Raw genomic sequence first — 24143 nt, 5'->3', positions numbered from 1 at the left:
TATGCTAATTCCTATTTCTTACCACTGTGTTCGAGGATCATATCCACGAACAAATCGATTTGGCCCATAATAGCAATCGGATCATAGCGGTAGAACGTGTCAAAGTCGTTATAGTAGATGCGGTCGTTCTTTGCGGCCGCCAGGCTGTTCCATACCGGGGAAGCCTTCAGTTCCTTCAGCTTGTCGCCCTTCTTCTCCGGATCGTAGGTCGTCAGGAACATGTAATCCGCCGCATACTCGGGCAGGAGTTCCATGGACAGCTGCAGCGTCTGGTTTTCCTTGCTGTTCTTCGCAGGACGTTTCAGCTGAAGCGCATTGTACAGCACCTGGCCGCCGCGGCCGGCATTGTCGCCGAACGTCCACAGCTCGCCCTTGTCCGTCAACTCGTAGATGCCGAAGGTGGCGTTCTCGTCCACGACGCCTTTGAGCTTCTCACGGGCAGCCGCTGCTTTTTCGTCGAACGCTTTGATGAATTCCTCCGCCTTTTCCTTTTCGCCGACAATGTCGCCGAACAGGCGCACCGTATCGTCAACGTTAGTTGCTGTGCCGTAAGGAATGTAGATGGTCGGTGCGATTTTGGACAACGCCTCATAATTGTCGTCGTACATGACGACGATCAGGTCGGGCTTGAGCGAGAGCGCCTTCTCGGTATTGATTGGATAGCCTACATCCTCTACTCCGTTCAGCTTATCCTTCAGGAAGGGGTTTTGGAAAATGCTCGGTTCCGCGCCCACCACAGGGGCTCCGACGGACAGCAGCTCGCCTCCATAATAATCGGTTACGATGCGCTTCGGCTTTACGGGAATCTCCACGTCGCCTTTTTCTGTCTTGTACGTACGCGTTCCTCCGTCCGACGCCGTTTCCTTCGAATCCGATGCGGCTGTCTCCTTGCCTGAAGTTTCGGCTGCCGTCCCGCCGGATGCCGCTGACCCGCTGCCGCCGCTATTGCCGCCGCATGCCGTCACCAGCATGGATAGCATGAACACCAGAATCATGACCGTAAACGATGATTTGGACCTTGTAAACATAATAACCCCCCATAGGTATGTAATTCATCAGTAATGATAATCATTATCAATTGAAAACTTATCAGTTCGCTGGCCCCATGTCAATCTTTATTTTCTTGCCGGGAATTCGGCACCGTCCACAGGTTTGCCCGATATCTGCAGGGTTTCACCTGCGTACTTCCTTATGGAGAATGGCCTGCTTCCAGTGCATTGCAGAACCAACGCTCAATTGTGCCAGATTTATGCCGATTTCATATTTCTCATTGCCAAGAGGCCTGCTGTTCATATAAAATGAGTAATTGAGAATGAAATGAGAATGAGAATCAATTTCATGGAAATAGGTGACAATATATGAATCAGCAGGCAGCAGCGAATATGACCCCGGACTCCAAGGAACACCTTCGTTCCCGTCCGAAGACCGCCAGCCTGATCCTTATCGGCGGCCTTGCCGCTCTCGTTCTGAGCATGGGATTATCGATCTCCTTCGGAGCGGCCAATATCCGGTTGTCTGAAGTATGGTCGGCCGTGTTCAATTTCCATGCGGATGTGGTCAATCATCAAATTATTCGGGATTTGCGCCTGCCGCGGGTCCTTGCCAGCGCGATGATTGGCGCAAGCTTTGCGGTAGCCGGAGCCCTGATGCAGGGGATGACCCGCAATCCGCTCGCTGACTCGGGACTCCTTGGCATTAATGCGGGTGCAGGCTTCGCCCTTGCGCTGTGCTTTGCCTTCTTCCCCGGTCTGTCCTTTATGTACCTGATCCTGTACGCCTTTCTCGGCGCGGGGGTCGGTGCCGGACTCGTCTACGGCGTCGGATCGCTCGCTCCGGGAGGGCTTACCCCGGTACGACTCGTTCTGGCCGGTGCAGCGCTCAGCTTGCTGCTGACCGCGCTCAGCGAAGGCGTGGCGCTGTACTTTCACATCGGCCAGGACCTGGCCTTCTGGTATGCCGGCGGCGTAGCCGGCACGAAGTGGGTGCAGCTCAAGATCATGTTCCCATGGATCGCCGGCGCCTTGATCGGCTCGCTGCTTATTTCGCGGTCGATCACGATGCTGAGTCTCGGCGATGAAGTCGCCAAGGGGCTCGGGCAGCGCACCGCCCTAATCAAGCTGGCCGCCGTGCTCATCGTGCTCGTCCTGGCGGGTTCCTCGGTAGCCGTGGTCGGATCGGTGGGCTTCATCGGGCTTATAATTCCGCATGTCACCCGCTATCTCGTCGGCGTCGATTACCGCTGGATCGTCCCTTGCTCGGCGGTGTTGGGCAGCCTGCTGGCGGTCCTCGCCGACTTGGCGGCAAGAATGATCAATCCGCCGCATGAAACCCCGATCGGGGCGATCATCTCGCTGATCGGCGTTCCGTTCTTCCTCTATCTTGCACGAAGAGAGGTAGGGGATCTGTAATGTCCGAACGACAAGCGGTTTCTACTTACGAACAGCGGAGAAAGCTTCGCGGCATGACCGTCATGCTGATTCTCGCGCTGCTCATTGTTGCGGTCTTTATTATCAGCATGAACACCGGCTACATACGGTTAAGCCCGCTCGACCTGATCCGGACGCTGTTCGGGCAGGGATCGGATCAGGAGAACCTGATTCTCTTCGAATTCCGGCTCCCGCGGATCGTCATTTCGGTGCTGATCGGCGCGGGACTGGCGGTGTCCGGAGCGGTCATGCAGGGGATTTTCCGCAATCCGCTGGCCGACCCCGGCATCCTCGGCATTAACTCGGGGGCGGGGCTGATGGTCATGCTGCTCGTGTCGTTCTATCCGACGACGCAGGCGATGCCGGTGTTCCTGCTCCCTCTCCTAGCTTTTGTGGGCGCAGGATTGACGGCAGCGCTGATCTACTCCCTGTCCTACACGCGGAACAAGGGAATCCGCCCGATCCGGCTGATGCTGACAGGCATCGCCGTCGCCGCCGGCATTCAGGCGGCCATGATCGTGCTGACGCTCCGGCTGAAGCCCGAGCAGTATCAATTCGTCGCGACATGGCTCGCGGGGAGCATCTGGGGAACGAACTGGAAGTTTGTCCTCTCCCTTCTCCCCTGGATCGTCGTCCTGGTGCCGTACATTATTTATCGGGCACGTGTGATGAACGTGCTGCAGATGGGAGAGCAGATGGCGACCAGCCTTGGCGAAAATGTACGCAAAGAGCAGTTCCGCCTGCTCGCCGCTGCCGTCGCCCTTGCTGCGGCCAGCGTAGCCGTCAGCGGCGGGATCGCCTTCGTCGGGCTCGTCGGTCCGCATTTGGCCAGACGCCTCGTCGGTCCGAAGCATCAGATGCTGCTGCCGGTCTCGGCGCTCATCGGGGCGCTGCTCGTTATCGCGGCCGACACGATCGGCCGCTGGATTCTGCAGCCTTCCGGCGTACCGACGGGCATCGTGGTCGCCGTCATCGGCGCACCTTATTTTCTGTATCTGCTCGCCAGAGCGAAAAGTTAAATGCCATTGCTTGATATAGATCTTATTTTCCGACTTTTGGATCGGATCATACCTGAATGGACTTGGAGGGAAAACCATGAGTGAATCATTGGAGCTGTACGACGTAACCATCATCGGGGGTGGCCCTGCCGGCATGTATGCGGCTTTTTACAGCGGGATGCGCGACCTGAAGACCAAGCTGATCGAAGCGAAGGACGAACTGGGCGGACGGATGCTGATTTATCCGGAGAAAATGATCTGGGACGTCGGCGGTACGGGACCGATTCTATGCCGCAATCTGATTGAGCAGCTGAAGCAGCAGGCGCTGACCTTTGATCCGACCGTCGTGCTGGGCCAGCAGATCGTCGGCCAGGAGCGCCTGGAAGACGGCACTATTCTGCTTACTTCCTCAACCGGAGAAAAGCACTGGACCCGCACCGTCATCATGGCGATCGGTTACGGCATCCTGGAGATGGCGAAGCTTGACATCGAAGGAGCCGACAGGTTCGAAGTGAGCAACCTTCACTATACGGTGCAGGAGCTCGAGCCCTTCCGCGGCAAGCGCGTGCTCATCTCCGGCGGCGGCGATTCCGCCGTGGACTGGGCCAATGAGCTCGAGCCGATCGCAGCCAGCGTCTGCGTGGTACATCGGCGCGAGCAGTTTGGCGGCCACGAGCGCAACGTAGTTCGCATGAAGCAGTCCTCCGTCCAGATCCATGTTCCCTATACCGTCCGCCAGCTGCACAGCAGCGACGGGTGCGCGATCAACCAGGTTTCGATCTGCCATGAAGAGAGCGGCGATACCCTTCGCGTGGACGTTGATGCGGTCATCGTCAACCACGGCATGCGGTATAACTTTGGGGCAATCCGCGACTGGGGCATCGATATGGGCGAATGGACGGCGAACGTCAGCGACAAGCTGGAAACGAATGTGCCGGGAATTTTTGCCGCAGGAGACTTTGTGGACTACAGCAGCAAAGTGAGACTGATTGCAGGCACATTCACCGATGCTGTGCTTGCCACGAACAGCGCCAAGCTCTACATGGATCCCGAAGCTCCCAAGGTTGCTTATGTTTCTTCGCACAATGAGCGGTTCAAAGAGAAAAACCGGGCGCTTGGCGTCATCGACGAAGACCACTAACACCGGATACCGGCCGGGAAAGACTCTCTAGGGTTCAGGACATGAACCATTAACAAGATAAATTAACCGAACCAGAACCTTCAATGGGGATAACTTCGATCTGAATCCCATAGAAAAAAGGCCTGCATGATCGTGCAGACCTTTTTGCCGTTTATATCGGATTATTCTATGATTTCACACGGGTTCATTGCTTAGGAGTCGATCTTGACGCCCTTCTTGGCCGATTTCTGATCGGCACTCGAATTGTTCAGAACAGGAAGCATTTTCGTATCCCGCACCATCGGGGAATTACACAACCTGCAGGTCGGCTCATGCTCAAAGGCGAAATTATCGCGCATCCACCCTTTGCACCCTTCCTTCGTACAGGACCAGATCGCTGTATTTTCCTCAGGTATTTCCTCCATCGACTTTTTGCGGTAGTTCATGCTCAGTCCCCCTTTTATGAAGTATAAAACCAAACTGTATAAACGGACGCCCTGCAGCAGTCAACCTCCGCCAAGAACGGATCTTGGACAAGCCTGCTTGGTCTATATGAAAAAACTGCCCTTAACGAATCTGTTAAGGGCAGCCGCTTGTTGATGTTACAGTTTCACTACGTTCTCAGCTTGTGGTCCACGGTTGCCTTCAACCACGTTGAATTGGACGCGTTGTCCTTCGTCCAACGTTTTGAAACCATCGCCAGTGATTGCACTGTAGTGTACGAAAACATCGTTTCCGCCTTCAACTTCGATGAATCCGAAGCCTTTATCGGCATTAAACCATTTAACTGTACCTGTTTGCATGGGGCTGTACCTCCAAAATTGAAATTTAATATGATCCTTCTTTTAAATAATGCTAAAAAAAATTCACACATTGAAAAAAGTTCCATCGTAAACATGATACCCTTTTCAATATGTGAATTGGTTTCAAATTTTAGAACTGAATACAGTGTACCACGAAAATCACCAAAATGCAAGGATTTGGGAAATGTTGATATGCCATGCCAAGATATGACTTCGAGCTGACGGCATTTGGGCAGGTTAATCATTTTATCGGGCTTACAGCAATATAGTGTTACGAGCACGTCGGGCCGACATGCTCCTTAAAGAGGTTGTTCAAAAAGTCCGCTTTTGATCACGAAGTTTAATCGGGAAGCTGATTCGGCATCGAATCTTGAATTCAGCCGGGCCTAAGTGGATGCTTGCGTAGTATGTTTCCTTCGGAAACATTTCAGGTGCTCACGTACCCGCTACGTACGCTCTGCTCCTCAGTCCCTTGCTTCATTCAATCTTCTCGGTGCTGAAAACCGAACTTTTTGAACACGCACTTAAAGGTTACATAGGAAGGGAGGTATATTTCTGATCGAATTCAAGAACGTCAGTAAATTTTACGGCAGCTTCCATGTCCTCCAGAATATCGACCTTCGGATCGAAGAGGGCGAAGTGGTCGTGATTATCGGACCGTCCGGTTCCGGCAAGAGCACCCTGCTCCGCTGTATCAATCGGCTGGAAAAAATCTCGTCGGGCGAGCTCTACGTAAACGGAACGGCGCTGCATGACAAAAAGATCGACATTAACCGGTTCCGCCGCGAGATCGGCATCGTCTTTCAGCATTTTAATCTGTATCCCCATAAAACGGTGATCGACAACATTGTGCTTGCGCCGATCAAGGTGCTTGGCCTCTCCAAAGAAGAAGCGGCCGAGCGTGCGACCTCTTATCTGTCCCGCGTCGGCATTGCGGATAAGGCATCCAGCTACCCTTCCCAGCTCTCGGGGGGACAGCAGCAGCGGGTCGCCATCGCCCGGGGCCTGGCCATGCATCCGAAGATCATGCTGTTCGACGAGCCCACATCGGCTCTCGATCCCGAAATGATCGGCGAAGTGCTGGACGTAATGCGCTCTCTCGCCTACGACGGGATGACGATGGTCATCGTTACGCATGAGATGGGATTCGCCCGCGAGGTTGCCGACCGTGTCGTTTTTATGGACAACGGTCAGATCATTGAGGAAGGCCCGGCGGCAAGCTTCTTTGACCATCCGCGGGAAGAGCGCGCGCGGACGTTTCTCAGCCGGCTGATTCATCATTAAATTCAGCGGAAGCATATGGAAAGGGGTTATTGAATTCATGAAAAAACCTTTGAGGTGGAGTGTTGCGTTTGTCCTGTTGGCGATGTGCCTGGTGTTCACGGCCTGCGGAGGCTCGAAGAGCGAGCCCACGGCCGCGACCGGCGGCGGTTCGACCGACACGACCGCAAGCGGAAACAAGGACGACGGCGGGGACACGGCCGCCAAGGGTGGTACGCTGGAAGCGATCAAGGCCCGCGGCAAGCTTATCGCCGGCGTGAAATACGACACCAAGCTGTTCGGGCTGAAAGACCCGACTTCCGGAAAGGTAGAGGGCTTTGACATCGACATCGCCAAGGCGCTAGCCAAAAAAATACTCGGTGATGAAACCAAGATCGAGCTGAAGGAAGTAACGTCCAAAACCCGCATTCCGCTGCTGCAGAACGGGGACATCGACCTCATCGTCGCCACGATGACCATCACTGAGGAGCGCAAGCAGCAGGTCGATTTCAGCGACGTCTATTTTAAAGCGGGTCAATCCCTGCTCGTGAAGAAGGGCAGCGCCATCCAAGGCCTGGAGGACTTGAAAAAAGGCGTGAAGGTGCTGACCGTCAAAGGCTCCACCTCGGCTAAAAACATCCGCGAAAAGGCGCCGGACGCCACCGTGCTGGAGTTTGAAAACTATCAGGACGCATTTACCGCGCTGAAAGCCGGCCAAGGGGAAGCCCTGACGACCGACAACGCCATCCTGCTCGGCATGCAAAAGCAGGATCCGAACTACGTGCTGGTCGGCGGCACCTTCACCGACGAGCCTTACGGAATCGCCATCAAAAAAGGCGACGCCGAGTTTGTGAAAACCGTCAACGATCTGCTCAAGGAAATGAAGGACAGCGGCGAATACGACAAGCTGTATGAGCAGTGGATGGGTGTCAAACCCGAGTAGGGACTTGGCTTTCGCTGCCTTTCCCGGCACGCTGCGGGGAGCCCTGAAAACCTTTAAGAAAGGACGAAGGCCATGCCGGGCAAATTTGACATTCACGTCTTGTTTAACCACTGGGACCGTTTTGCCGAAGGCTTTATCCACACGATCGAAGCCAGCGTCCTCGCCTTGATCGGGAGCTTCGTACTCGGTGTTATCATCGCCGTGATGCGGATCTCCCCGATCCGGGCCCTGAATGTGATCGGAACGGTGTATGTTGAGTTTATCCGCAACATCCCGCTCCTGCTTGTCGTGTTTTTCTTTTTCCTGGGAATCCCGTCGCTCGGACTGCCGCTGGACGGCTTTACCTCAGGGACGCTCGGGCTGATGGTCTACACCGCCTCTTTCATCGCGGAAGCCATCCGTGCCGGCATCCAGTCCGTACCGGCCGGTCAGACCGAGGCCGCCCGCGCGACGGGACTGTCGTACATCCAGACGATGCTTCACATCGTGCTGCCCCAGGCGATCAAGATCGTGCTGCCAGCCATCGGCAACCAGTTTATTAATCTCGTTAAAAATTCGTCCATTCTGGCCGTCGTGACCGGGATGGACCTGATGTATTACGCCGACCTGATCAACTCCGACACCTTCCTGCCCCTGACCGTGTATACGATCGTCGCCGTCTTTTACCTGGTGCTTACGCTTCCGCTCAGCTTTGCGGTCCATTACATGGAACGCCGTTTCCGCTCGGCTGACCGATAAAGGGGCTTTATTCTGGCAAGAGGAGAAGATGCCGCCATGGATTTTATAGGTGCCTATTCCCTACCCAACGTCAAGTTTCTGCTTGAGGGGTTCCTCGTTACGATCGAGGTCGCGGTGTTGTCCATTGTGTTCAGCTTCGTGCTGGGAACCGTTCTCGGGACGCTGCGTTACGCCAAAATCCCCGTATTGTCCCGGATTGTCGCAGCCATCGTCGATATTATCCGGAACCTGCCGCTGCTGCTGATCATCTTCTTCATGTACATCGTGCTCCCTCAGCTCGGCATCAAGATGTCCCCCTTCTGGGCGACGGTCGTCGGCCTGACCTTGTTTGAGGGGGCCATGATTTCGGAGATCGTCCGCGGCGGGCTCAATTCCGTTGACCGGGGACAGATCGAGGCGGCCCGCTCTTCGGGGCTGAGCTATATGCAGACGCTCCGGCATATCATTCTGCCGCAGGCGCTGCGCCGCATGGTTCCGCCCTTGGTCAGCCAGTTTATTTCGCTGCTCAAGGATACGTCGCTCGCCGTCATCATTTCGCTTCCCGAGCTCATGCACAACGTGCAGATTCTGCAGGGACACAGCCCGAACTACGTCATCCCGGCCCTCATCTTCGCCGCCGCCCTGTACTTCATCGTGAACTACATTCTCTCGATCATCGCCCGGCGGCTGGAGGCCAAGACGCTCTGACACGGCTGCTCGGCCCGGACAAAGAAAACAAGCCCAGCTCTCCCCCTTCATGGGTGAGGCTGGGCTTGCTTAGGTTTGAGGCGTATAGACTCAAGTAGCAAGCAGCTTGCTCCGCCCCTGACTCCGTTGCTTCAGGAAGCCGGGTTTGCCGTCAATGCAAACAAAGCGATGGTGATCACGTCTTCGAGATCTTCACGGCTGGCCCCGTTCACAGCTTGAATCGACATGCCGGCTACAAGGGTTGCGACATACCGGGCCAGGGCGGCAGGATCGGCATGCTCGGACAAATCCCCATCCTGCTTGGCTTGTTCCAACCGGGTGCTTAGCGCTTTTTCGATTTGAACACGTAGATTGGTCAACAATTGTTTGATTGGATCAGATTCCTCGCTGCAAGCAAGGGCTCCTTTGACCGTTAAACAGCCCGGAGAATAATCGGGATTGACAACCGAATCCGCCGTTGCACGAAGAAGTTTCTCGATGACTAATCGAGCTGTCGGTTCGTTCAGTGCAGCCAATGAGGCTTGAATCGGCCCTTCTTTCATATATAAATCAAACGCCATGTGAAACAGTTTCTCTTTGCTGCCGAAGGTCGCATAAAAGCTTGATCGGTTGATCTTCATGGCTTCGGTCAGGTCGGACAACGAAGTCCCTTCATATCCCTTTTGCCGAAAAATCTCCAGAGCACTCTCAAGCGCTCGTTTAATGTCAAAAGCCCGAGGACGTCCGACTGCCATAACCATCCCACCTTTTTCTTAAATCAGATAAGTGATATTTTACTACACGGCTTGGAATTTGCAATGGTCTCGGAAAATATAAAAAAGATCCAAACTGCCCGGGAAGATCGACGGCGACTCCATCTTCAGACAGTTTGAATCTATTTGCCTACATAACTAATTCCACGTTCATCCGGCCACTCGTGGGAAACCGCTGGTGGTTAGACGCTTCCGCCTCCGTCGACATTCAGGCTTGCCCCGGTAATATAACCGGCTTCAGGCGAAGAAATATAAGCCACCATGCTTGCAATTTCTGATGCCCTTCCGTGTCTCCCCAGCGGAATCTCTTTTACGGCTGAGGCGTAGGGGCCGTTTGCAGGATTCATATCCGTATCGATCATCCCCGGTTGAATGTTATTGACTGTAACGCCTTGTGGCGCCAGATCGCGCGCCAGCCCCCGTGTCAATCCGGCTATCGCGGCTTTTGTCGAGACATACAGGCTGTTTCCAGGAAATGGATTGCGTTCGGCGGCAACACTACCAATATTGATGACGCGGCCACCTTGTTTCATTTGCGGAGCGGCCGCTTGAACGGCAGCGAATACTGCCTTCAGATTAACTGCCACCATTTGATCAAACTCTTCAAAGGTAAACTGGTCGTAAGGCTTTAACATTGTAACGCCGGCATTATTTACAAGAATATCAATACCATCGAATGCTTGGATCGCCTCTTCGACGGCTCCTTTTACTGCCCTGACATCGGCGCTGTCCGCGTGAATCGCCAAAGCTTGACCACCAGCGCTTTTAATTTCTTGTACCAGTTCCTCTGCCTTGCTTTGCGCACTGACATAAGTAAAAGCAACCGATGCACCGTCTCCTGCTAGCCTTTTCACGATTGCTGCGCCAATACCGCGAGCTCCTCCGGTAACCAATGCCTTTTTGCCCGCCAAGGGTTTATTCATTGTGCTTGTCGAATTCAAATGTAAAACTCCTCTCATTTTTATTTTGAACCTTCCGGTCCATAATTAAGTATGAGGTGATTTTAAACCATTCGGTTCAAAATTACAAGCAGCAATTTTATACGCATTAGCGGAGAGCAGGAATGCCTTTTGAGCGGATGATCCTGGATCATTTTGCGGCTAGACTAAAAAAAGGAGACCCTCCGGGTCTCCCTCTTTCATTAACGCGCCAGCGATACCACCAGCGTTTTGATTTCGTACGGCTTGAAGCGCAGCTCCGTACCATTGCCCGATACGCTCAACGGCTCGCCGCCTTCTTCCATTAAATTCGTCTCGGCCGCCGTGCTCACCGCACCGGCCTGCGGGTCCAGCTCGACCCGGGCGCGGGTGCGGATGCCGCCGTATTCGTACATGCGGATGACGATATCGTCGCTGTCCTCGGCCTTTTTGACCGTGTCGATCATAATATTCGGCTGATTCACCTTGACCAGGCCAAGCGCCTCCGGCAGAATGCCTTCCTGTACCGGCACGGCCAGCAGCGGCGTGTTCAGGCCGCAGGCCGCCTGGTGGGTTCCGCCTTCATACCACCCGCCGCGGTGCGGATACAGCGAATACGTAAATTCATGCTCACCCTGATCGGCGGTTCCGTCCGGATAGACGGCGGACTTGATCAGGCTGAGGCGGATGACATGGTTGCGGATGTCATGCCCGTATTTGCAGTCGTTCAGCAGGCTGACGCCGTAACCGCCCTCAGAGAGGTCCACCCAGCGCTGCGCCACGGATTCGAACCGGGCGTAATCCCAGCTCGTGTTCCAGTGGGTCGGACGCTCCACGTTGCCGAACTGGATTTCGTAAGTGGCCTTGGTGGAACGGATGTCGACCGGAAAGGCGGCCTTGAGCAGCTGCTGATGCTCGTGCCAATCCACTTTGGTCACAAAATCGATCCGCGGGTCGTCCCGGTACACCGTGAACCGCTGCTCGATGGTGGAGTTGTGATACGCATACACCAGTTTGATCACGCCGCGCAGGGGTCCTTCCTCCAGGACCGTCAGTTCCTTCAGGTCCTCGACCGTCCGCATTTTTTCCTGGTAGAAAATATCGATGTCCCAGGCGTCGTGCGCCATCGGCTTATCCTCGAACACCTGCAGCACGTTCGCCGGCTCGCCCGGTTTCAGCACTTCGCGGTCCGCCTGCTTGTCGTACAGCGATACCAGCTGACCGGCTTCGTTCAAGCGGATACTGTAGAACGGCGTTTCCACGATGTCTCCCGTGATCTGCCAATCCGTCTTAGCCGCTGCAGCGGAAGCCGAATCTTGGATGCCCGATCCCCCGCTGCGGCCGTAAATGGTCGTGTAGCCGTAGGCCGGCACGTCCTTCACGGTAACCAGTACACGGGCGGTTTCACCCTCCTGCGCTGGAATGTTCTGGGACGGCAGCTCTTCTCCGGCTGCGGAATACCACACCATCTGTGCGGCCCCTTCCACGGAAACTTCGCTGACGAAAGAGCGTTCCCAGCCGAGCGGATTGAAAATCCGGACAGGGAAGCCTTTGCTTTCCGCCTTGGCGGAGTCCGGCTGTGCGCCCGCTTCTCCGCGGCCCTCGGCGGTAAACTGCGACAGCCCCTGTTCCAACACCTGCACGGCCAGCTGCTCGGCCTCAGTGTACTCGACCCGGCTGTCCTCATACACTTCGTGAATCGACGAGCCCGGGATGATGTCGTGGAACTGGTTGCGCAGCACGATCTCCCAGCTGTCCGCGAGGCCTGCGGCCGGATAGGCATAGCCCGGATTCAGCATCAGCGCTAGCGCGTTCACGAATTCCGCGTTGTGAAGCAGCTGCTCCATCCGGCGGTTCATCCGCTTGTTATAAGCCTGGGACGTATAGGTGCCGCGATGGTATTCCAGATACAGCTCCCCGTCCCACAAGTGAAGCTGCGGATCGTACTTGACCCGCTCCTCCAGCTGTTCGAAGAATGCTTCCGCTCCGCCCTGCTTGACCTGCGGCGCCGCTGGCATATCTTCATAACGGCGGGCCGCTTCGAGCATATCCCGGGTCGGACCGCCGCCGCCGTCGCCCCAGCCGTAGGCGAGCAGCAGGTTCTCGTTGATGTCCTTCTGCCGGTAGTTATCCCACAGTCCCTGAATCGAGGAGCCGGTGATGTTGCCGTTGTACGTATAGAACCAGCTGCCGTCGTTGTCCGGGGTCGTGATGTAATGCGTCAGCATTTCGGTTCCGTCGATGCCCCGCCACATGAACGTGTCGTACGGGAAGCGGTTGTACTGGCTCCAGCTGATTTTGGTCGTCATGAAGTAGTCGATGCCGCTCTTCTTCAAAATTTGCGGCAGCGCCCAGCTGTATCCGAACACGTCCGGCAGCCATAAGACGCGGTTGTCGACGCCGAACTCCCTCTTGAAGAAGCGCTTGCCCGTCAGCAGCTGCCGGACCAGCGACTCCCCGGAAGGAATGTTGCAGTCCGACTCCAGCCACATCGCCCCGGTCGCTTCCCAGTTGCCTTCCTTCACGCGATCCTTGATTTTCTCGTACAGCGTCGGAAAATCCTTCTTCAAATAAGCGTACAGCTGCGGCTGGGACTGAAGGAAAACATACTCCGGAAAGCGGTCCATAAGCGTCAGCACCGTCGAGAACGAGCGCCCGGACTTCTCCCGGGTATGCTTCAGCCGCCACAGCCAGGCGACGTCGATATGGCAGTGGCCGACCGCGGTGATCTGCGGCCGCGGGCCGCGCGGAATCGCCTCAAGCCGCTCCTTCAGCACGTACAGCGCCTGCTCGGTGGAGGCGTAGAAGCGGTCCGATCCCGGCGCGCTCCAGTCCAGCAGCCGGAACGCCTCCTCCAGCGCAGACGTCATCGCCTGCTTCTCCAAGGCGCGTTCGTCCAGCAGCTTCACTGTCTGCAGCATGTGCAGCGCCGTGTAGTACAGATCGTCGGTCGCCGCATCCAGCACTGCAAGTTCCAGCACATCAACCCGGTGATCAAACGGCATATGACTGCCGTTCGGTGGGGTCAGTCCGCTCCATGCGCGGATGGCCAGCTCCACGCGGCCTTCGTCCACAGCCTGCGCCGGGAAGAACAGCTCGGCATGGTTGCGGTCCACGGCCTGCGCCGGCTCCCCGTTCAGGTATACCTGGCCTTCATACCCGCTGCAGTTGCCCCCGCCGGTTTCCCCTAGCTTAATCAGTCCTACAACGTCCTGTGCCCGCCACGATGCGGGAAACGTCACGTCGGCGATGAACCAGGCATAGCGGTCCCTTCCTCCCCAGCGGTCCCCTACCTTCACGACCGGCTGGCTGCCTGCGGCGGCCTTCGCTTCCGCCAAACTCTCCACATCCGGTACGATATGCATGTTCTCCAGCGGCTTGCGGTCCCGGTATCTCAGCCCGGCCAGCTCCTGAATGCGCCGCTCCAGCTTTTCAATCATAAATCTCATGGATGATCACCTTTTCCCCTTCTGCATCCTTCCGTCTCCGGCCATGCATGCTCCCGGAATTTCCGGAGTAATAAATTGCTGCTTCGTCGGTTACAGCACATCGGCAATAAGTTTTGCTCGTATTAATATATATAATATAGCATTTATGTTTAATATAAAACAAAAAAAACAGCATCTCTTGTTTCAAGAAATGCCGTTTCTCGATTCCTCTGGTTATACCGGGCCTGTCGTATGGTGAATGACGAGACGGGGTTTAAAAATCCGCTTCGTGTACTTGACGTCCTTGATGTTCCCTTCCAAAATATCCAGCAGCAGGCTAGCCGCCTCGCGCCCCATTTCTTCCTCGCTTTGATCGATATACGTAAATACGCTGAGCTCTTCGAGCATGGGACTCGGGTTATCAAAGGTGACGATGGACAGGTCACCCGGGACATCCAGCCCCAATTCCTTGGCCATGGACCACAGGTTGACCCCAAGCTTGCAGTTCAGCGCGATAAACGCCGTCGCCATCCGGCTCTTGAGGAAGCGGTACAGCGGATGATCTGTACGGGAACGCCCCGTTGGGATACTGAAGTCGGTAAGGATCAAAGCAGGATTGATCATCGCGCCCTTGTTCTTCAGCGCTTCGTTATATCCTTGAATCCGTTCATCGACCGTCACCGTTGGTATTGGAGAATCCGAGCATATCGCAATGTTCCGGTGTCCCAGCTCCCACAGATGATCCACCGCCAGAATGGAACCCAGAGCCGGATCGGACAGGACCACGTTCGTCTCTACGCCGGGCAGATGCCGATCCAGGAGGACGAACGGGTAATTCTGCATCTTCAGCGCGATAATTTCTTCACTGTACACCTCGGCATCCACCGGAAAAATAATCAGCCCGTCCGTCGTGCTGCGGAGCTCGCGGATCGCTTCCTTCTCCAGTTCCTTGGAATTGTAAGTGAACATGACAACCAGCGAGTATTTACTCCCCGACAGCGCGCTGCGGATCCCCCGTACCATTTGGATGGCAAAATAATCTTCAATGGAAGGAAACACGAGCCCGATCTTAGGAGCCGACGACGATTTGGCCTCAGAAACGAGGGAGACCGGATTACCCGATATGTACTTCTCAGGCACGCCCTTGACGTAACTTCCCCGGCCCGGAATCCGGTAGATCCAGCCTTCGCCCGCCAGCTCGGCCAGCGCATTGGCCACGGTGATCCGGCTCACCTGAAACTGGTCGATCAGCTCCTTCTCCGTCGGAATCCGGTCGTCTTCCTTCAGCTGCCTGGAAGCAATCAACTGCTTGAAATGGTTTTGTATTTGAATGTACAGCGGCTCCCTGTCCTGGCTCATGACAATAATCCTCCAATACCTGATCTTTCGGTCATCTTCCTTTTAGCATTATATCCCATGGGACATACATGTCAACGCCGCTGCCCAGCCGCGGTCTTATCCGGACCGCTGAATATCGTACCGGATATCCAGGAAACGGAGTCCGAAAATCCACATCCGGTGGCGGGCCGTCAGCCGCTGTCCGGACTCCCCCTCCCGGATCCAGAAGGTTTCCTTCAGGGGCAAACGGATCGTGAACCATGAAGCATGCAGGTAAATGCCCTCATCGCCCCGGTGAGCCGGGCTGTGGGCGCTGGTCAAGACGAGCCCGGAGCCTTCATTATACAGGCGCAGCATCCCGGTCATATTGGCGCCCGGCAGCGGCAGGGCGATATTCATGTAGGGCTCGTCTCCGAACCAATGCAGGGAATAGAGCGCAATGAAAATCGCCTCCCCCTTCCCGTTCAAGCGCTGCCAGGCGCGAACCCGCTGCCTGCCGTCCCTGCCCGACGCCACCGGAAGAACCCGGCCGTACATCCCCTGCCACCCTTTGAATGTGCCAAGATGGATCTGCCCGATCCGGCGGCTGATGACTTGGTAGACCACAGCCAGCGGCCTAAACCACCCGGCCCAGCGGATGTCGGCCCGCATCGCGTACTGATCGGTATGCTCGTAGAAATCCCGAATGACGGGCGACAGCCTCCGGGCGCGGAATGAGGCGGAGTCAAACCCGTCGATCCGGTCGACCAGCCCTGAGTAGGATGCCGTTTCGTCAAGGAGTCCTTTCCTGCTTAAGAAGTGGCGCCCGATATGCCTTCCGCCGGTGATGGAGCTTACCGGTTTGCCATAATAGCTCTCCTTCGGGAAGTTTCCCTCCAGCAGCCAGCCCGCAAGCGACGGAAGAGCTACGCCTACCGCGTTTGTGAAGCCGTGAATCCAGATCATCCGGTTGATCGAGAGGCTTCCGAACCCCATCGCCCTTCCGGCTGCGTAAATCAGGGAGAACAGAATCGTCACCATCAATACGAGCGCCGAAAAAGATATGAGGTATTTGGCCTCCCGCCGGGTAAAGGAAGCTTTGAAAACAAGCAGTCCGTAGCCGTACAGGGCAGCCAGGTACGCCGCCACCAGAATGAACTCAAGGGCGGTGGAAAAAGCAATGCCCAGCGCAATGCCGGCCGGGGCCAGCATGATGATGACGGTCGAGGTTAAGTACAGCTTCCGTCCAACCGTTATTTTTCGCCCCAGCAGCCCGGCCAGGATCGGGATAATAAATGAAGAGTAATGAAAATGAACGGCTGTCAGCATGATGAGCACGTCCGAAAAATCCATTATACGCCAATGCAGCGACGCAGCCAGGAACCAGAAACCGCCCCCGGCCAAGTACATCAGTCCGAAATCCACCGCGGTTTCAGCAAGCGGATGCAGCCCCCTCTCCAGCAGCCGTCTCAGCCCATATAGCGCCGTAATCACCGTAAAAGCCACCCAGGGAAGGCATAACAGCGGGATATCTCCCATGAAGGAGAGTGCCGCACAGACGGCAGCCGGGGGGTAAAGGATCGTCATGATTTTGTACAAAGCCATCGTTTTCCCGTTTCGCAGGCGGGCATCGACGAGCATCAGGAAACCCGGTACCAGCACCAGCACCGCCAGCATCAGCACCGCTTCAAGCACTTGAAGCTGCCGCCCGCTGACGCCGAGAAACATCACATACAGCAGCAATCCGAACCATGCGTTACGCTTCATTCCGGCTTCCTCCGCTCCCGTCTTTCCTTGTCCCCGTAAAGCTCCCCTTATAGGCGAAAAGGGTGCCGAACAGCGGATTGCGCACATGTACCCGAATCCGGAAGCACTGCCGCTCTTCGTCGTAGGACTCCACGATCTGGGCCGCCCCGTGAAAAACCCGGGGAAGCGGGATCCGCATGCCGAACAGGGGCAGCCACTGGCTTCTGGAGGAGATGTGCATAGCTCCTTTGTCGTCCACGTGGAGGGACAGGGAGGAGCCGAGCAGCGCCGGCTTGCCGAACAAGTCCAGGATCTGCTCCTCCTCACTGTCCCATTTCATCACGGCATCGAAATGGCGCTTTTTACCCCGGAAATCGAACGTCCGATCCCAATATACCGTCTCCTGGCCCTTTGCATCCCGGGATACTTTGTTGTGGATAACAAAAGGGATGTTCCGGCCCCGCTCGGGAAAGAACAGACGGGCCCGAATGCCCAGCACCATCATGGCCCGTACGGCGAACGAACCGCCGCTGATTTCCTCCATCCGGCCGGCCCCGGTAAACACCGCATCTCCCGTCAGCCGGTAACGCTCCTGCAGCTTGGGATGCAGCAGCTGATAGGTATCGCCGAGCGCCTGTTCATAGATCGATTTCATAGGTCACCTGCCTTCTTTCGGCGGCAGCGGGCGGCGCTGGGCAGATGTCGGCTGTTCCCGTAGCCGATCAGCGACAGGACGATCAGCATACCGTTTAGTGTCACGGGATTAAACGGGGCAACGAAACTGCCGATGTCCCCGATCCCCGCAGAGACGGTCAGACCGCAGATGGCAACGATCTGGAGAATAAACAGCGGGCGCTTCAGCTTATACAGCGGCAGCAGCCACACGAGTCCAAAGAGCATTTCCAGAATGCCGACCATCCGGATCATCGCCACACCGCTGCCCATGCTCCCGGTTACGGCTTCCATCATGCGAATTTCGTCCGGATGGGCCATGATTAGCTTGGGAACGAGGCCGTGGTATAGCCATACAAAGGCGATCACCCCGCACACGGTCCAGTACGTGAGAAAGCGCTGGAGCAGCAGCTTCGGATGAAATCCCTGCTCCAGCCACATTTTTAACGCGTCAAAGCTCCAAGCCGTCGCCCATCCGAGCAGCGGCCTGAACAGGTAGGCATCGGCAAGACGCCCCGCCGCGCCGAAAGCCGACTCATATTGGTACAGCGTCTCGAAGCCGATACCGCCGTCTTTCTTCGTATACTTCCAATACCCGCTGCCCTTTCGGATTAGCGACAGCCGGTCATGCGTCCAAAACTTCAGCGAGGAGACCCGGTCCCCGGATTCCTTCTCCACTTGTCCCGCCGATTCTCCCTCGCCTGCAATATCGATGCCCATGCCGATCCGGGTTCGGTACCGAAAACGTTGAGGCTCATCCTGTGCCCGCGGCAAATACGAAATTTCCGTAAACCGGGCATCCCATACGGTATGCAAATCCGGGTTCTGGGTATATTCCCATAGCTTATCCATCGTTGTGTCGATATCGATTTGCACATAGATGGGCCGTTGCTTTTTCATGGCGTCTCCCCCTTGCTTTGCTCCCTTCCTAATTCGCGGAAAAAGCCTGATGTCCTTCTAATTTCCCTCCTGTTTAGACAAGATCATACACCGATGGAATTTGTTTGGAGGCGTCCAGCGGCGCGAAATCTGGAAGGAACTGGCGAAGAAAGGGCGAATCCTTAATAGATTGTTATAATCTGCCGATGTTGGGGAGGAAAAAGTCCATGAGTTTTTTAGACCGTTTGGAAAAATACGCCGAGCTCGCCGTCCATGTTGCGGTTCATATTCAGCCGGGGCAGTCCTTGTGGATCAGCGCTCCGATCCATGTGCCGGAATTCGTGCGCATGATCGCCAAGCAAGCGTATCAAGCCGGGGCGAAGCTGGTTCATATTGAGTGGCAGGACGAAATCAGCACACAGCTGAAATACCATCTCGCTCCTGACGAGGCTTTTGAGGAGTATCCGGTATGGAGAGCAAAGTGGGTTCAGGAATTCGCCGAGAATGACGGGGCATTTCTTTTTATCGAATCGGCCAATCCCGAGCTGCTGAAAGGCGTGGACCCCAAGCGGATCTCAGCTCATTCCAAAGCGGCCAGCGCCGCACTCTCCAAGTGGCGGGAGTATATGTCCGCAAGCAAAATGACCTGGTCCATTATCGGCGTTCCGTCCGAAGCCTGGGCGAAGCTGGTTTTCCCGGACCTGGCACCGGAAGCCGCGGTCGAGGCGCTGTGGGAGGCGATCTTCCAAACTGCCCGTGTGAGCGGCGGCGATCCCATCCAGGCTTGGAACGAGCATAATGCGAATTTGCGCAGCAAGCGCGAATATTTGAACCGCAAGCAGTACAAGCAGCTTCATTATAAAGCTCCGGGCACCGACCTGCTGATCGAGCTTCCGGAGCATCATGTTTGGAACGGCGGTACCGCCCGAAACGAAGCGGGCAATGAGTTCAACCCGAACGTTCCGACGGAAGAAGTGTTCACTTCGCCCCGCAGGGGAGGGACCCGGGGAACCGTCCGCAGCACCAAGCCGCTCAGCTACCAGGGAAACCTGATCGAGAACTTCAGCCTGACGTTTGAAGACGGTAAAGTCGTCGATTTTACGGCGGAGAAGGGTTACGAATTTTTAAAAGGCATGCTCGACATGGACGCGTCGGCCCGCTATTTGGGCGAAGCCGCGCTTGTGCCGCATCACTCGCCGATCTCGGAGACCGGGCTTATTTTCTTCAATACGCTATTTGATGAAAATGCATCGAACCATCTGGCCCTGGGCGAAGCCTTCCCGACCTGCATCGAGAACGGAACCTCGCTCACCCGGGAAGAGCTTGACCGTGCCGGGCTAAATCACAGCATGATCCACGTGGATTTCATGATCGGCTCTGCGGACATGGACATCGACGGCATCACGGCGGACGGCCAAAGGGAACCTGTATTCCGTAAGGGTAACTGGGCGTTCTGATCCACCGAAGTTAAGCACAGCCCTCCACCCGCCTCCCATGCAGGCCGGATGGAGGTTTTTTTCTTGTCATCGATTCCAGCCGTGCTGCGAGAGCAGCCTTTACGACTGATTCGATCCAATCCGAAACGAGATGCTCCGAAGGTCCGACCGCTGCATCCATCGCTCAAAGGCCTGCACGGCGGCCTCCGCCACCTGGATATCCTGCTCGCTCGTCCCTCCGCTGACCCCGATGCCCCCAATGATGACATCGCCTGCTTTTAACGGGATTCCTCCCCCCAGAATGACCACCCTGCCCTGATTCGTCGTATTGATCCCGAAGGAAGGCTGCCCGGGCTGAGCCGTTCTGGTCAGATTCGAGGTCGGCATCTGCAGGGCCACACTGGTCCACGCTTTGTTCTGGGCGATATCGATGCCCCCGATCCGGGCGTGGTCCATCCGGTGAAAGGCGACCAGGTTCGCGCCGTCGTCCACGATGGCGATGTCCTCCGCCAGCCCCATTTCCTTGGCTTTTTTCTCGGCTGCTTCGAGCAGCATTTTGGCAAGATTCAGCGTCATTTTCATGTTCAGGCTACCTCCAGCTTCAATGTTCTTTCCCCATTGTATGGCCGCCAGCCCATAAGCGTGTTATTGGACGGAGAACGCTGTGAATTTGCCTGCAATGTGCAACATTTGGCATGACCGCCTCGTCAGGAACTATGAAGAGCAAGCATCATTTACCAATTGCATGCACGGTGAAACATTCCGATCCGCACTCGCAAGAACGCCATATAGAGGAGGAAAATGACAGATGAACAAAATTTACAAAGTATTGGCAACCGCATCAATTTTCGCTCTGGCAGCCGTTCCGGTTGCGGCCAGCGCCCAAGAGGTGCCGCCCGCAGCCGCTCAAAGCGGACAAGGCCAGGTTCAAAATGAGACCAAAGTGGTTCCTGCCACCTGGGGACAAATCACGAACTTCGTGAACGACAAGACCGGCAAATTCGTTACAGTTACGGGACGTGGGCTGGCTCCAAGCGATCAAAGCCAGATCATCCTGGCCATTACGCCGGAGACCAAGATCATCGATGCCCGCGGGAAAAGCGTTCCCCTGAAAACCGTGATCGATGAGAAAAAAGTCGTGAAGGCGTTCTATGGACCGAATATTACGAAAAGCCTTCCGGCCCGCGGTACCGCGCTGACGCTCGTCGTTCAGGATAAGAGCTTTACCGCCATTGACGGAACAGTATCCGAAGTGAGAGAGAACGGCATCCTGGTCAAAGGAACCGATATTTACACCTCTAATGAGGACACGATTCTTCTGCACCTGGCCGATAAAGCCACCATCCTCAGCCAGGACGGCAAGGCGCTGACCAGCGGCGACATTAAAGAGGGCACGAGCATCCGAGCTTTCTATGGTCCTGAAGTGGCCATGAGCCTGCCGCCTCAAGCCGGAACGAATTATGTGATCGTGAACACGGAAGATACCGGAAGCGGTGAAACCGGCAATACGGATCAGGAACTCAAAGCTGGCACAGACGGCATCGTCACTAATACGGCAGACGGCAAAGTGACGGTCGTCGGCAAGGCGCATGACAAGGGCGGCGTCAACTACGTCATCCTCTCCGTTGATGACAAAACCCAAATCGTCGACGAAGACGGCAAGGCGCTGACCAAGGATGCCCTGAAGGCGGATATCCGCGTGGACGCGTACTACAGCGATATCATGACGATGATTTATCCGGCCCAGACGCATGCCGGCAAAATCGTGGTGAAGAAAGCGGAAACGGTCAAAATTGAAGGTACCGTTAAAGCATCGGACCGGGCTTCAGCCGATCAGGTCTATGTAAACGTAGGTTCCGATGATTCCATCGACAACGACGTCATTCTGAACATCTCGAAAGATACGCCGGTCATCCCAACGATGGGCGGCGATACCAAGCTTCGCCCTGGCACCAAAATTATCGCCTATCATTCTCCGATCATGACCAAATCGATTCCCGGCATCACGAATGCCGAAGCGATCATTGTGACGTCGGACGCCGATACGGTACAGCCTAAGTAATATCAACGTATAACGCAGCTTGCATAAAAGCGCCTAAACCCTGCCGATTCTCCTGAAGAATCGGCAGGGTTTTTTGGGAGGTAAGAACGTATAACTTAGGGCTGCCTGATTCACAGGCGGGACCCGTTCATCCGATAATTGGCGAGCCTCGGACGATCTTGAATCCTTTGCCGGTTCGTCCGCTGCGCCTTCAGCTCTTCCGCTTTCTCCCGGCGAGAGCGACCGTCATCGGAATGATCAGCATCGTGTAGAATCCGAGCACCGTCATGCTGAGGATAAAGGCGCTCGTGTAGCTGCGCGCATTCGACTGCGATACGCCGTCCGCCACCAGCCTCTCGGCACCCCCGGCAGCGGAAGCGGTAACCTTGCATGCGCCGGGAGCCGCCTGTGCCTGACCGGCCGCTGCCGGGAAGCAATCGCGCAGCCTGGCCAGCGCCGTCTGTCCCTGCTCCTCCGACAAGGCGTAGGATGTCAGATGCTGCCGCAGCTCAAGCTCGGTCCGCGCCTCCGCCTGATTGGCATAATGGCTTAATGAGCTCATCCAGACGATTCCGATAAGGCCGATACCGATGGCAGAGGCGAGCTGCATCCCCGTCGTCAAAATGCCGGAGCCCGACCCGATATCCTGCTTCTCTACCTTGGACAGCACCACATTGGTCAGCGGCGCGGCGATAAAGCCTTGGCCTATGCCCAGCAGGACCAGAGCCGGCAGCCAGAACCATACGTTCGGCGACCACCCGGTGGCCCAGATCGTCAGCGCGACCGCGAAATAGCCGACGGAGGTCAGCACCGAACCGACGGTAAGAACGTGGGCTCCGATTTTGCCCGCCAGCTTCGGTGACAACAGCGAGGCCAGGAAATACCCGATGCCCATGGGCAGGATGATCAATCCGGATTTCAGGGCACTGAATCCATGCCCCATTTGCAGCAAATAGGCCGTGATCAAAAAGAAGGCGGCTTGAGCGGTCATCATGAGAAAGATCACGGCCAGGCCCAAGCTGAATGCTTTCTGGCCGAACAGCCTTACGTTCATAAACGGCCGGCGTCCTTTGGCAAGCAGCCTGCGCTGCGTCCATACGAATACGGCGAGGACAGGGCCGGACAGAATCAGGCTGATGACGAGCAGCACCGGCCACCCCTCCTTCTGTCCCTGGACCAGCGGATACACGAGGAGCAGCAGTCCTGCCGCCGCCACGGCCGCACCGATCCAGTCCATCCGCGAGCGGTCCGAATCCCTTGATTCCGGAACGAACGGAGCCATGGCCAGGATGATCAACCCGATCGGGACGCTGAAGAAAAAGACCAGCCGCCAGTCGAGATGCCACGGATTCCAGCCGAGCAGCAAACCGCCGATCAGCTGGCCGGTCGAAGCGGCCAATCCCTGGGCTGCGCCATACAGCCCGAAGATCATCCCCCTCTTCTCCGGCGGGTATTGCGCCTGAATGAGCGACAGCACCTGCGGCGATATCAGTGCCGCACTAAAGCCTTGAAGCACGCGGATGGCCGTAAGCACACCGACACTGCCCGAAATGCCGCATAACAAGGATGTTAATGTAAAGCCGGCCACGCCGATCAGGAGCATCTTCCGCCGTCCGTACCGGTCGCCCAGCCGTCCGCCGATAATCAGGGCCACGGCATAGGACAAGGTGTAGGCCGAAACGACGAACTGTACGCCGTAGAAATCGGCGTGAAGCCCCCGCTGAATCGAAGGGGTTGCCACATTGATGATAAAAATGTTCGCTACGGCCATAAATACGGACAGCAGCATCACCGCCAGCATTAAACGCGGCCTCTGGCGCGGCTCAGCCGCCGCCTGCGCAAGAGGCGCGGGAATGGAATTGACCGGTTGGTTCATCGCTTGCTTCATCCTCCTCTGGCGGATCCGGATATTTGACAGCAGCCGGAATCAGCCATTAAAATAAATGAGACAGATCTGTCTCGTTTGATAATCGTATGATA

21 protein-coding genes are annotated in these 24143 nt (G+C 56.1%); 9 read left to right on the top strand and 12 right to left on the bottom strand.

Features of this window, described 5'->3' with window-relative positions; translation table 11 throughout:
* Positions 1-11 precede the first annotated feature (11 nt).
* A complete protein-coding gene (locus ABID47_RS19430; protein ID WP_354499196.1) occupies positions 12-1028 on the bottom strand; it encodes an ABC transporter substrate-binding protein in 1017 nt (338 codons plus the stop codon).
* Between the two features lie 330 nt (positions 1029-1358).
* Here ABID47_RS19430 and ABID47_RS19425 point away from each other — a divergent pair, with 330 nt between their 5' ends.
* The 3 genes from ABID47_RS19425 (at position 1359) to ABID47_RS19415 (ending at position 4565) form a co-directional block, all read left to right on the top strand.
* A complete protein-coding gene (locus ABID47_RS19425) occupies positions 1359-2408 on the top strand; it encodes a FecCD family ABC transporter permease (protein ID WP_354499194.1) in 1050 nt (349 codons plus the stop codon).
* On the top strand, positions 2408-3445 hold the full coding sequence (locus ABID47_RS19420; protein WP_076172683.1) for a FecCD family ABC transporter permease: 1038 nt from the start codon (positions 2408-2410) through the stop codon (positions 3443-3445). The genes ABID47_RS19425 and ABID47_RS19420 overlap by 1 nt, the downstream gene beginning before the upstream one ends.
* Before the next feature lie 76 nt (positions 3446-3521).
* Entirely contained in the window at positions 3522-4565 is a 1044-nt protein-coding gene (locus tag ABID47_RS19415; RefSeq protein WP_076172681.1) for an NAD(P)/FAD-dependent oxidoreductase, read from the top strand.
* Between the two features lie 191 nt (positions 4566-4756).
* Here ABID47_RS19415 and ABID47_RS19410 read toward each other — a convergent pair whose 3' ends face one another.
* Together ABID47_RS19410 and ABID47_RS19405 are read right to left on the bottom strand one after the other, a co-directional pair.
* Positions 4757-4990 carry a cold-shock protein gene (locus ABID47_RS19410; protein WP_076172678.1) on the bottom strand — a complete coding sequence of 78 codons (234 nt, stop codon included), beginning with the start codon at positions 4988-4990 and terminating at the stop codon, positions 4757-4759.
* A gap of 156 nt (positions 4991-5146) precedes the next feature.
* The gene (locus ABID47_RS19405; protein ID WP_076172675.1) at positions 5147-5347 is read right to left on the bottom strand and encodes a cold-shock protein; all 201 of its coding nucleotides are present in this window, start codon (positions 5345-5347) and stop codon (positions 5147-5149) included.
* Between the two features lie 555 nt (positions 5348-5902).
* On the opposite strand from ABID47_RS19405, the gene ABID47_RS19400 reads away from it, so the two are divergent.
* From ABID47_RS19400 to ABID47_RS19385, 4 genes are all read left to right on the top strand, one after another.
* Complete coding sequence (locus tag ABID47_RS19400; protein ID WP_354499710.1) at positions 5903-6631, top strand: amino acid ABC transporter ATP-binding protein; 729 nt, start codon at positions 5903-5905, stop codon at positions 6629-6631.
* Positions 6632-6668: 37 nt separating this feature from the next.
* Positions 6669-7550: an ABC transporter substrate-binding protein gene (locus ABID47_RS19395; protein WP_076172670.1), complete on the top strand. Its 882-nt coding sequence runs from the start codon at positions 6669-6671 to the stop codon at positions 7548-7550.
* A 72-nt stretch (positions 7551-7622) separates the two neighbouring features.
* A complete protein-coding gene (locus tag ABID47_RS19390) occupies positions 7623-8288 on the top strand; it encodes an amino acid ABC transporter permease (RefSeq protein ID WP_076172668.1) in 666 nt (221 codons plus the stop codon).
* A 36-nt stretch (positions 8289-8324) separates the two neighbouring features.
* Complete coding sequence (locus ABID47_RS19385; protein WP_076172665.1) at positions 8325-8975, top strand: amino acid ABC transporter permease; 651 nt, start codon at positions 8325-8327, stop codon at positions 8973-8975.
* A 131-nt stretch (positions 8976-9106) separates the two neighbouring features.
* On the opposite strand, the gene ABID47_RS19380 is transcribed toward ABID47_RS19385, so the two are convergent.
* The 7 genes from ABID47_RS19380 to ABID47_RS19350 all read right to left on the bottom strand — a co-directional run bounded on the left by ABID47_RS19380 (position 9107) and on the right by ABID47_RS19350 (position 18707).
* Complete coding sequence (locus tag ABID47_RS19380) at positions 9107-9709, bottom strand: TetR/AcrR family transcriptional regulator (protein WP_354499189.1); 603 nt, start codon at positions 9707-9709, stop codon at positions 9107-9109.
* Between the two features lie 200 nt (positions 9710-9909).
* On the bottom strand, positions 9910-10668 hold the full coding sequence (locus ABID47_RS19375) for a 3-oxoacyl-ACP reductase family protein (RefSeq protein WP_354499187.1): 759 nt from the start codon (positions 10666-10668) through the stop codon (positions 9910-9912).
* Between the two features lie 200 nt (positions 10669-10868).
* Positions 10869-14093 (bottom strand): alpha-mannosidase, encoded by a 3225-nt coding sequence (locus tag ABID47_RS19370; RefSeq protein WP_354499185.1) that lies wholly within the window; start codon positions 14091-14093, stop codon positions 10869-10871.
* Positions 14094-14306: 213 nt separating this feature from the next.
* Complete coding sequence (locus ABID47_RS19365) at positions 14307-15431, bottom strand: GntR family transcriptional regulator (protein ID WP_116232931.1); 1125 nt, start codon at positions 15429-15431, stop codon at positions 14307-14309.
* 96 nt (positions 15432-15527) lie between these two features.
* The gene (locus ABID47_RS19360) at positions 15528-17156 is read right to left on the bottom strand and encodes a YndJ family protein (RefSeq protein WP_354499183.1); all 1629 of its coding nucleotides are present in this window, start codon (positions 17154-17156) and stop codon (positions 15528-15530) included.
* On the bottom strand, positions 17146-17790 hold the full coding sequence (locus tag ABID47_RS19355; protein WP_354499181.1) for a DUF4166 domain-containing protein: 645 nt from the start codon (positions 17788-17790) through the stop codon (positions 17146-17148). Before ABID47_RS19355 ends, ABID47_RS19360 begins: the two co-directional genes overlap by 11 nt.
* A complete protein-coding gene (locus ABID47_RS19350; protein WP_354499179.1) occupies positions 17787-18707 on the bottom strand; it encodes a DoxX-like family protein in 921 nt (306 codons plus the stop codon). The genes ABID47_RS19355 and ABID47_RS19350 overlap by 4 nt, the downstream gene beginning before the upstream one ends.
* Positions 18708-18913: 206 nt before the next feature.
* Between ABID47_RS19350 and ABID47_RS19345 the strand changes: the two genes are divergently transcribed.
* On the top strand, positions 18914-20143 hold the full coding sequence (locus ABID47_RS19345) for an aminopeptidase (RefSeq protein ID WP_354499177.1): 1230 nt from the start codon (positions 18914-18916) through the stop codon (positions 20141-20143).
* Positions 20144-20242: 99 nt separating this feature from the next.
* Here the strand turns inward: ABID47_RS19345 and ABID47_RS19340 are convergent, their stop codons facing one another.
* Complete coding sequence (locus ABID47_RS19340; protein WP_354499175.1) at positions 20243-20704, bottom strand: GlcG/HbpS family heme-binding protein; 462 nt, start codon at positions 20702-20704, stop codon at positions 20243-20245.
* A 226-nt stretch (positions 20705-20930) separates the two neighbouring features.
* Here ABID47_RS19340 and ABID47_RS19335 point away from each other — a divergent pair, with 226 nt between their 5' ends.
* Complete coding sequence (locus ABID47_RS19335; RefSeq protein ID WP_354499173.1) at positions 20931-22184, top strand: peptidase; 1254 nt, start codon at positions 20931-20933, stop codon at positions 22182-22184.
* 190 nt (positions 22185-22374) lie between these two features.
* On the opposite strand, the gene ABID47_RS19330 is transcribed toward ABID47_RS19335, so the two are convergent.
* Positions 22375-24039 (bottom strand): MFS transporter, encoded by a 1665-nt coding sequence (locus tag ABID47_RS19330; protein ID WP_354499171.1) that lies wholly within the window; start codon positions 24037-24039, stop codon positions 22375-22377.
* Positions 24040-24143: the final 104 nt, after the last annotated feature.

It is taken from the genome of Paenibacillus favisporus (assembly GCF_040545415.1).
Lineage (GTDB): Bacteria > Bacillota > Bacilli > Paenibacillales > Paenibacillaceae > Paenibacillus_AQ > Paenibacillus_AQ favisporus.
Note: the sequence above shows the minus strand (reverse complement) of the source record. Positions and strands in the feature narration are given on the sequence as shown.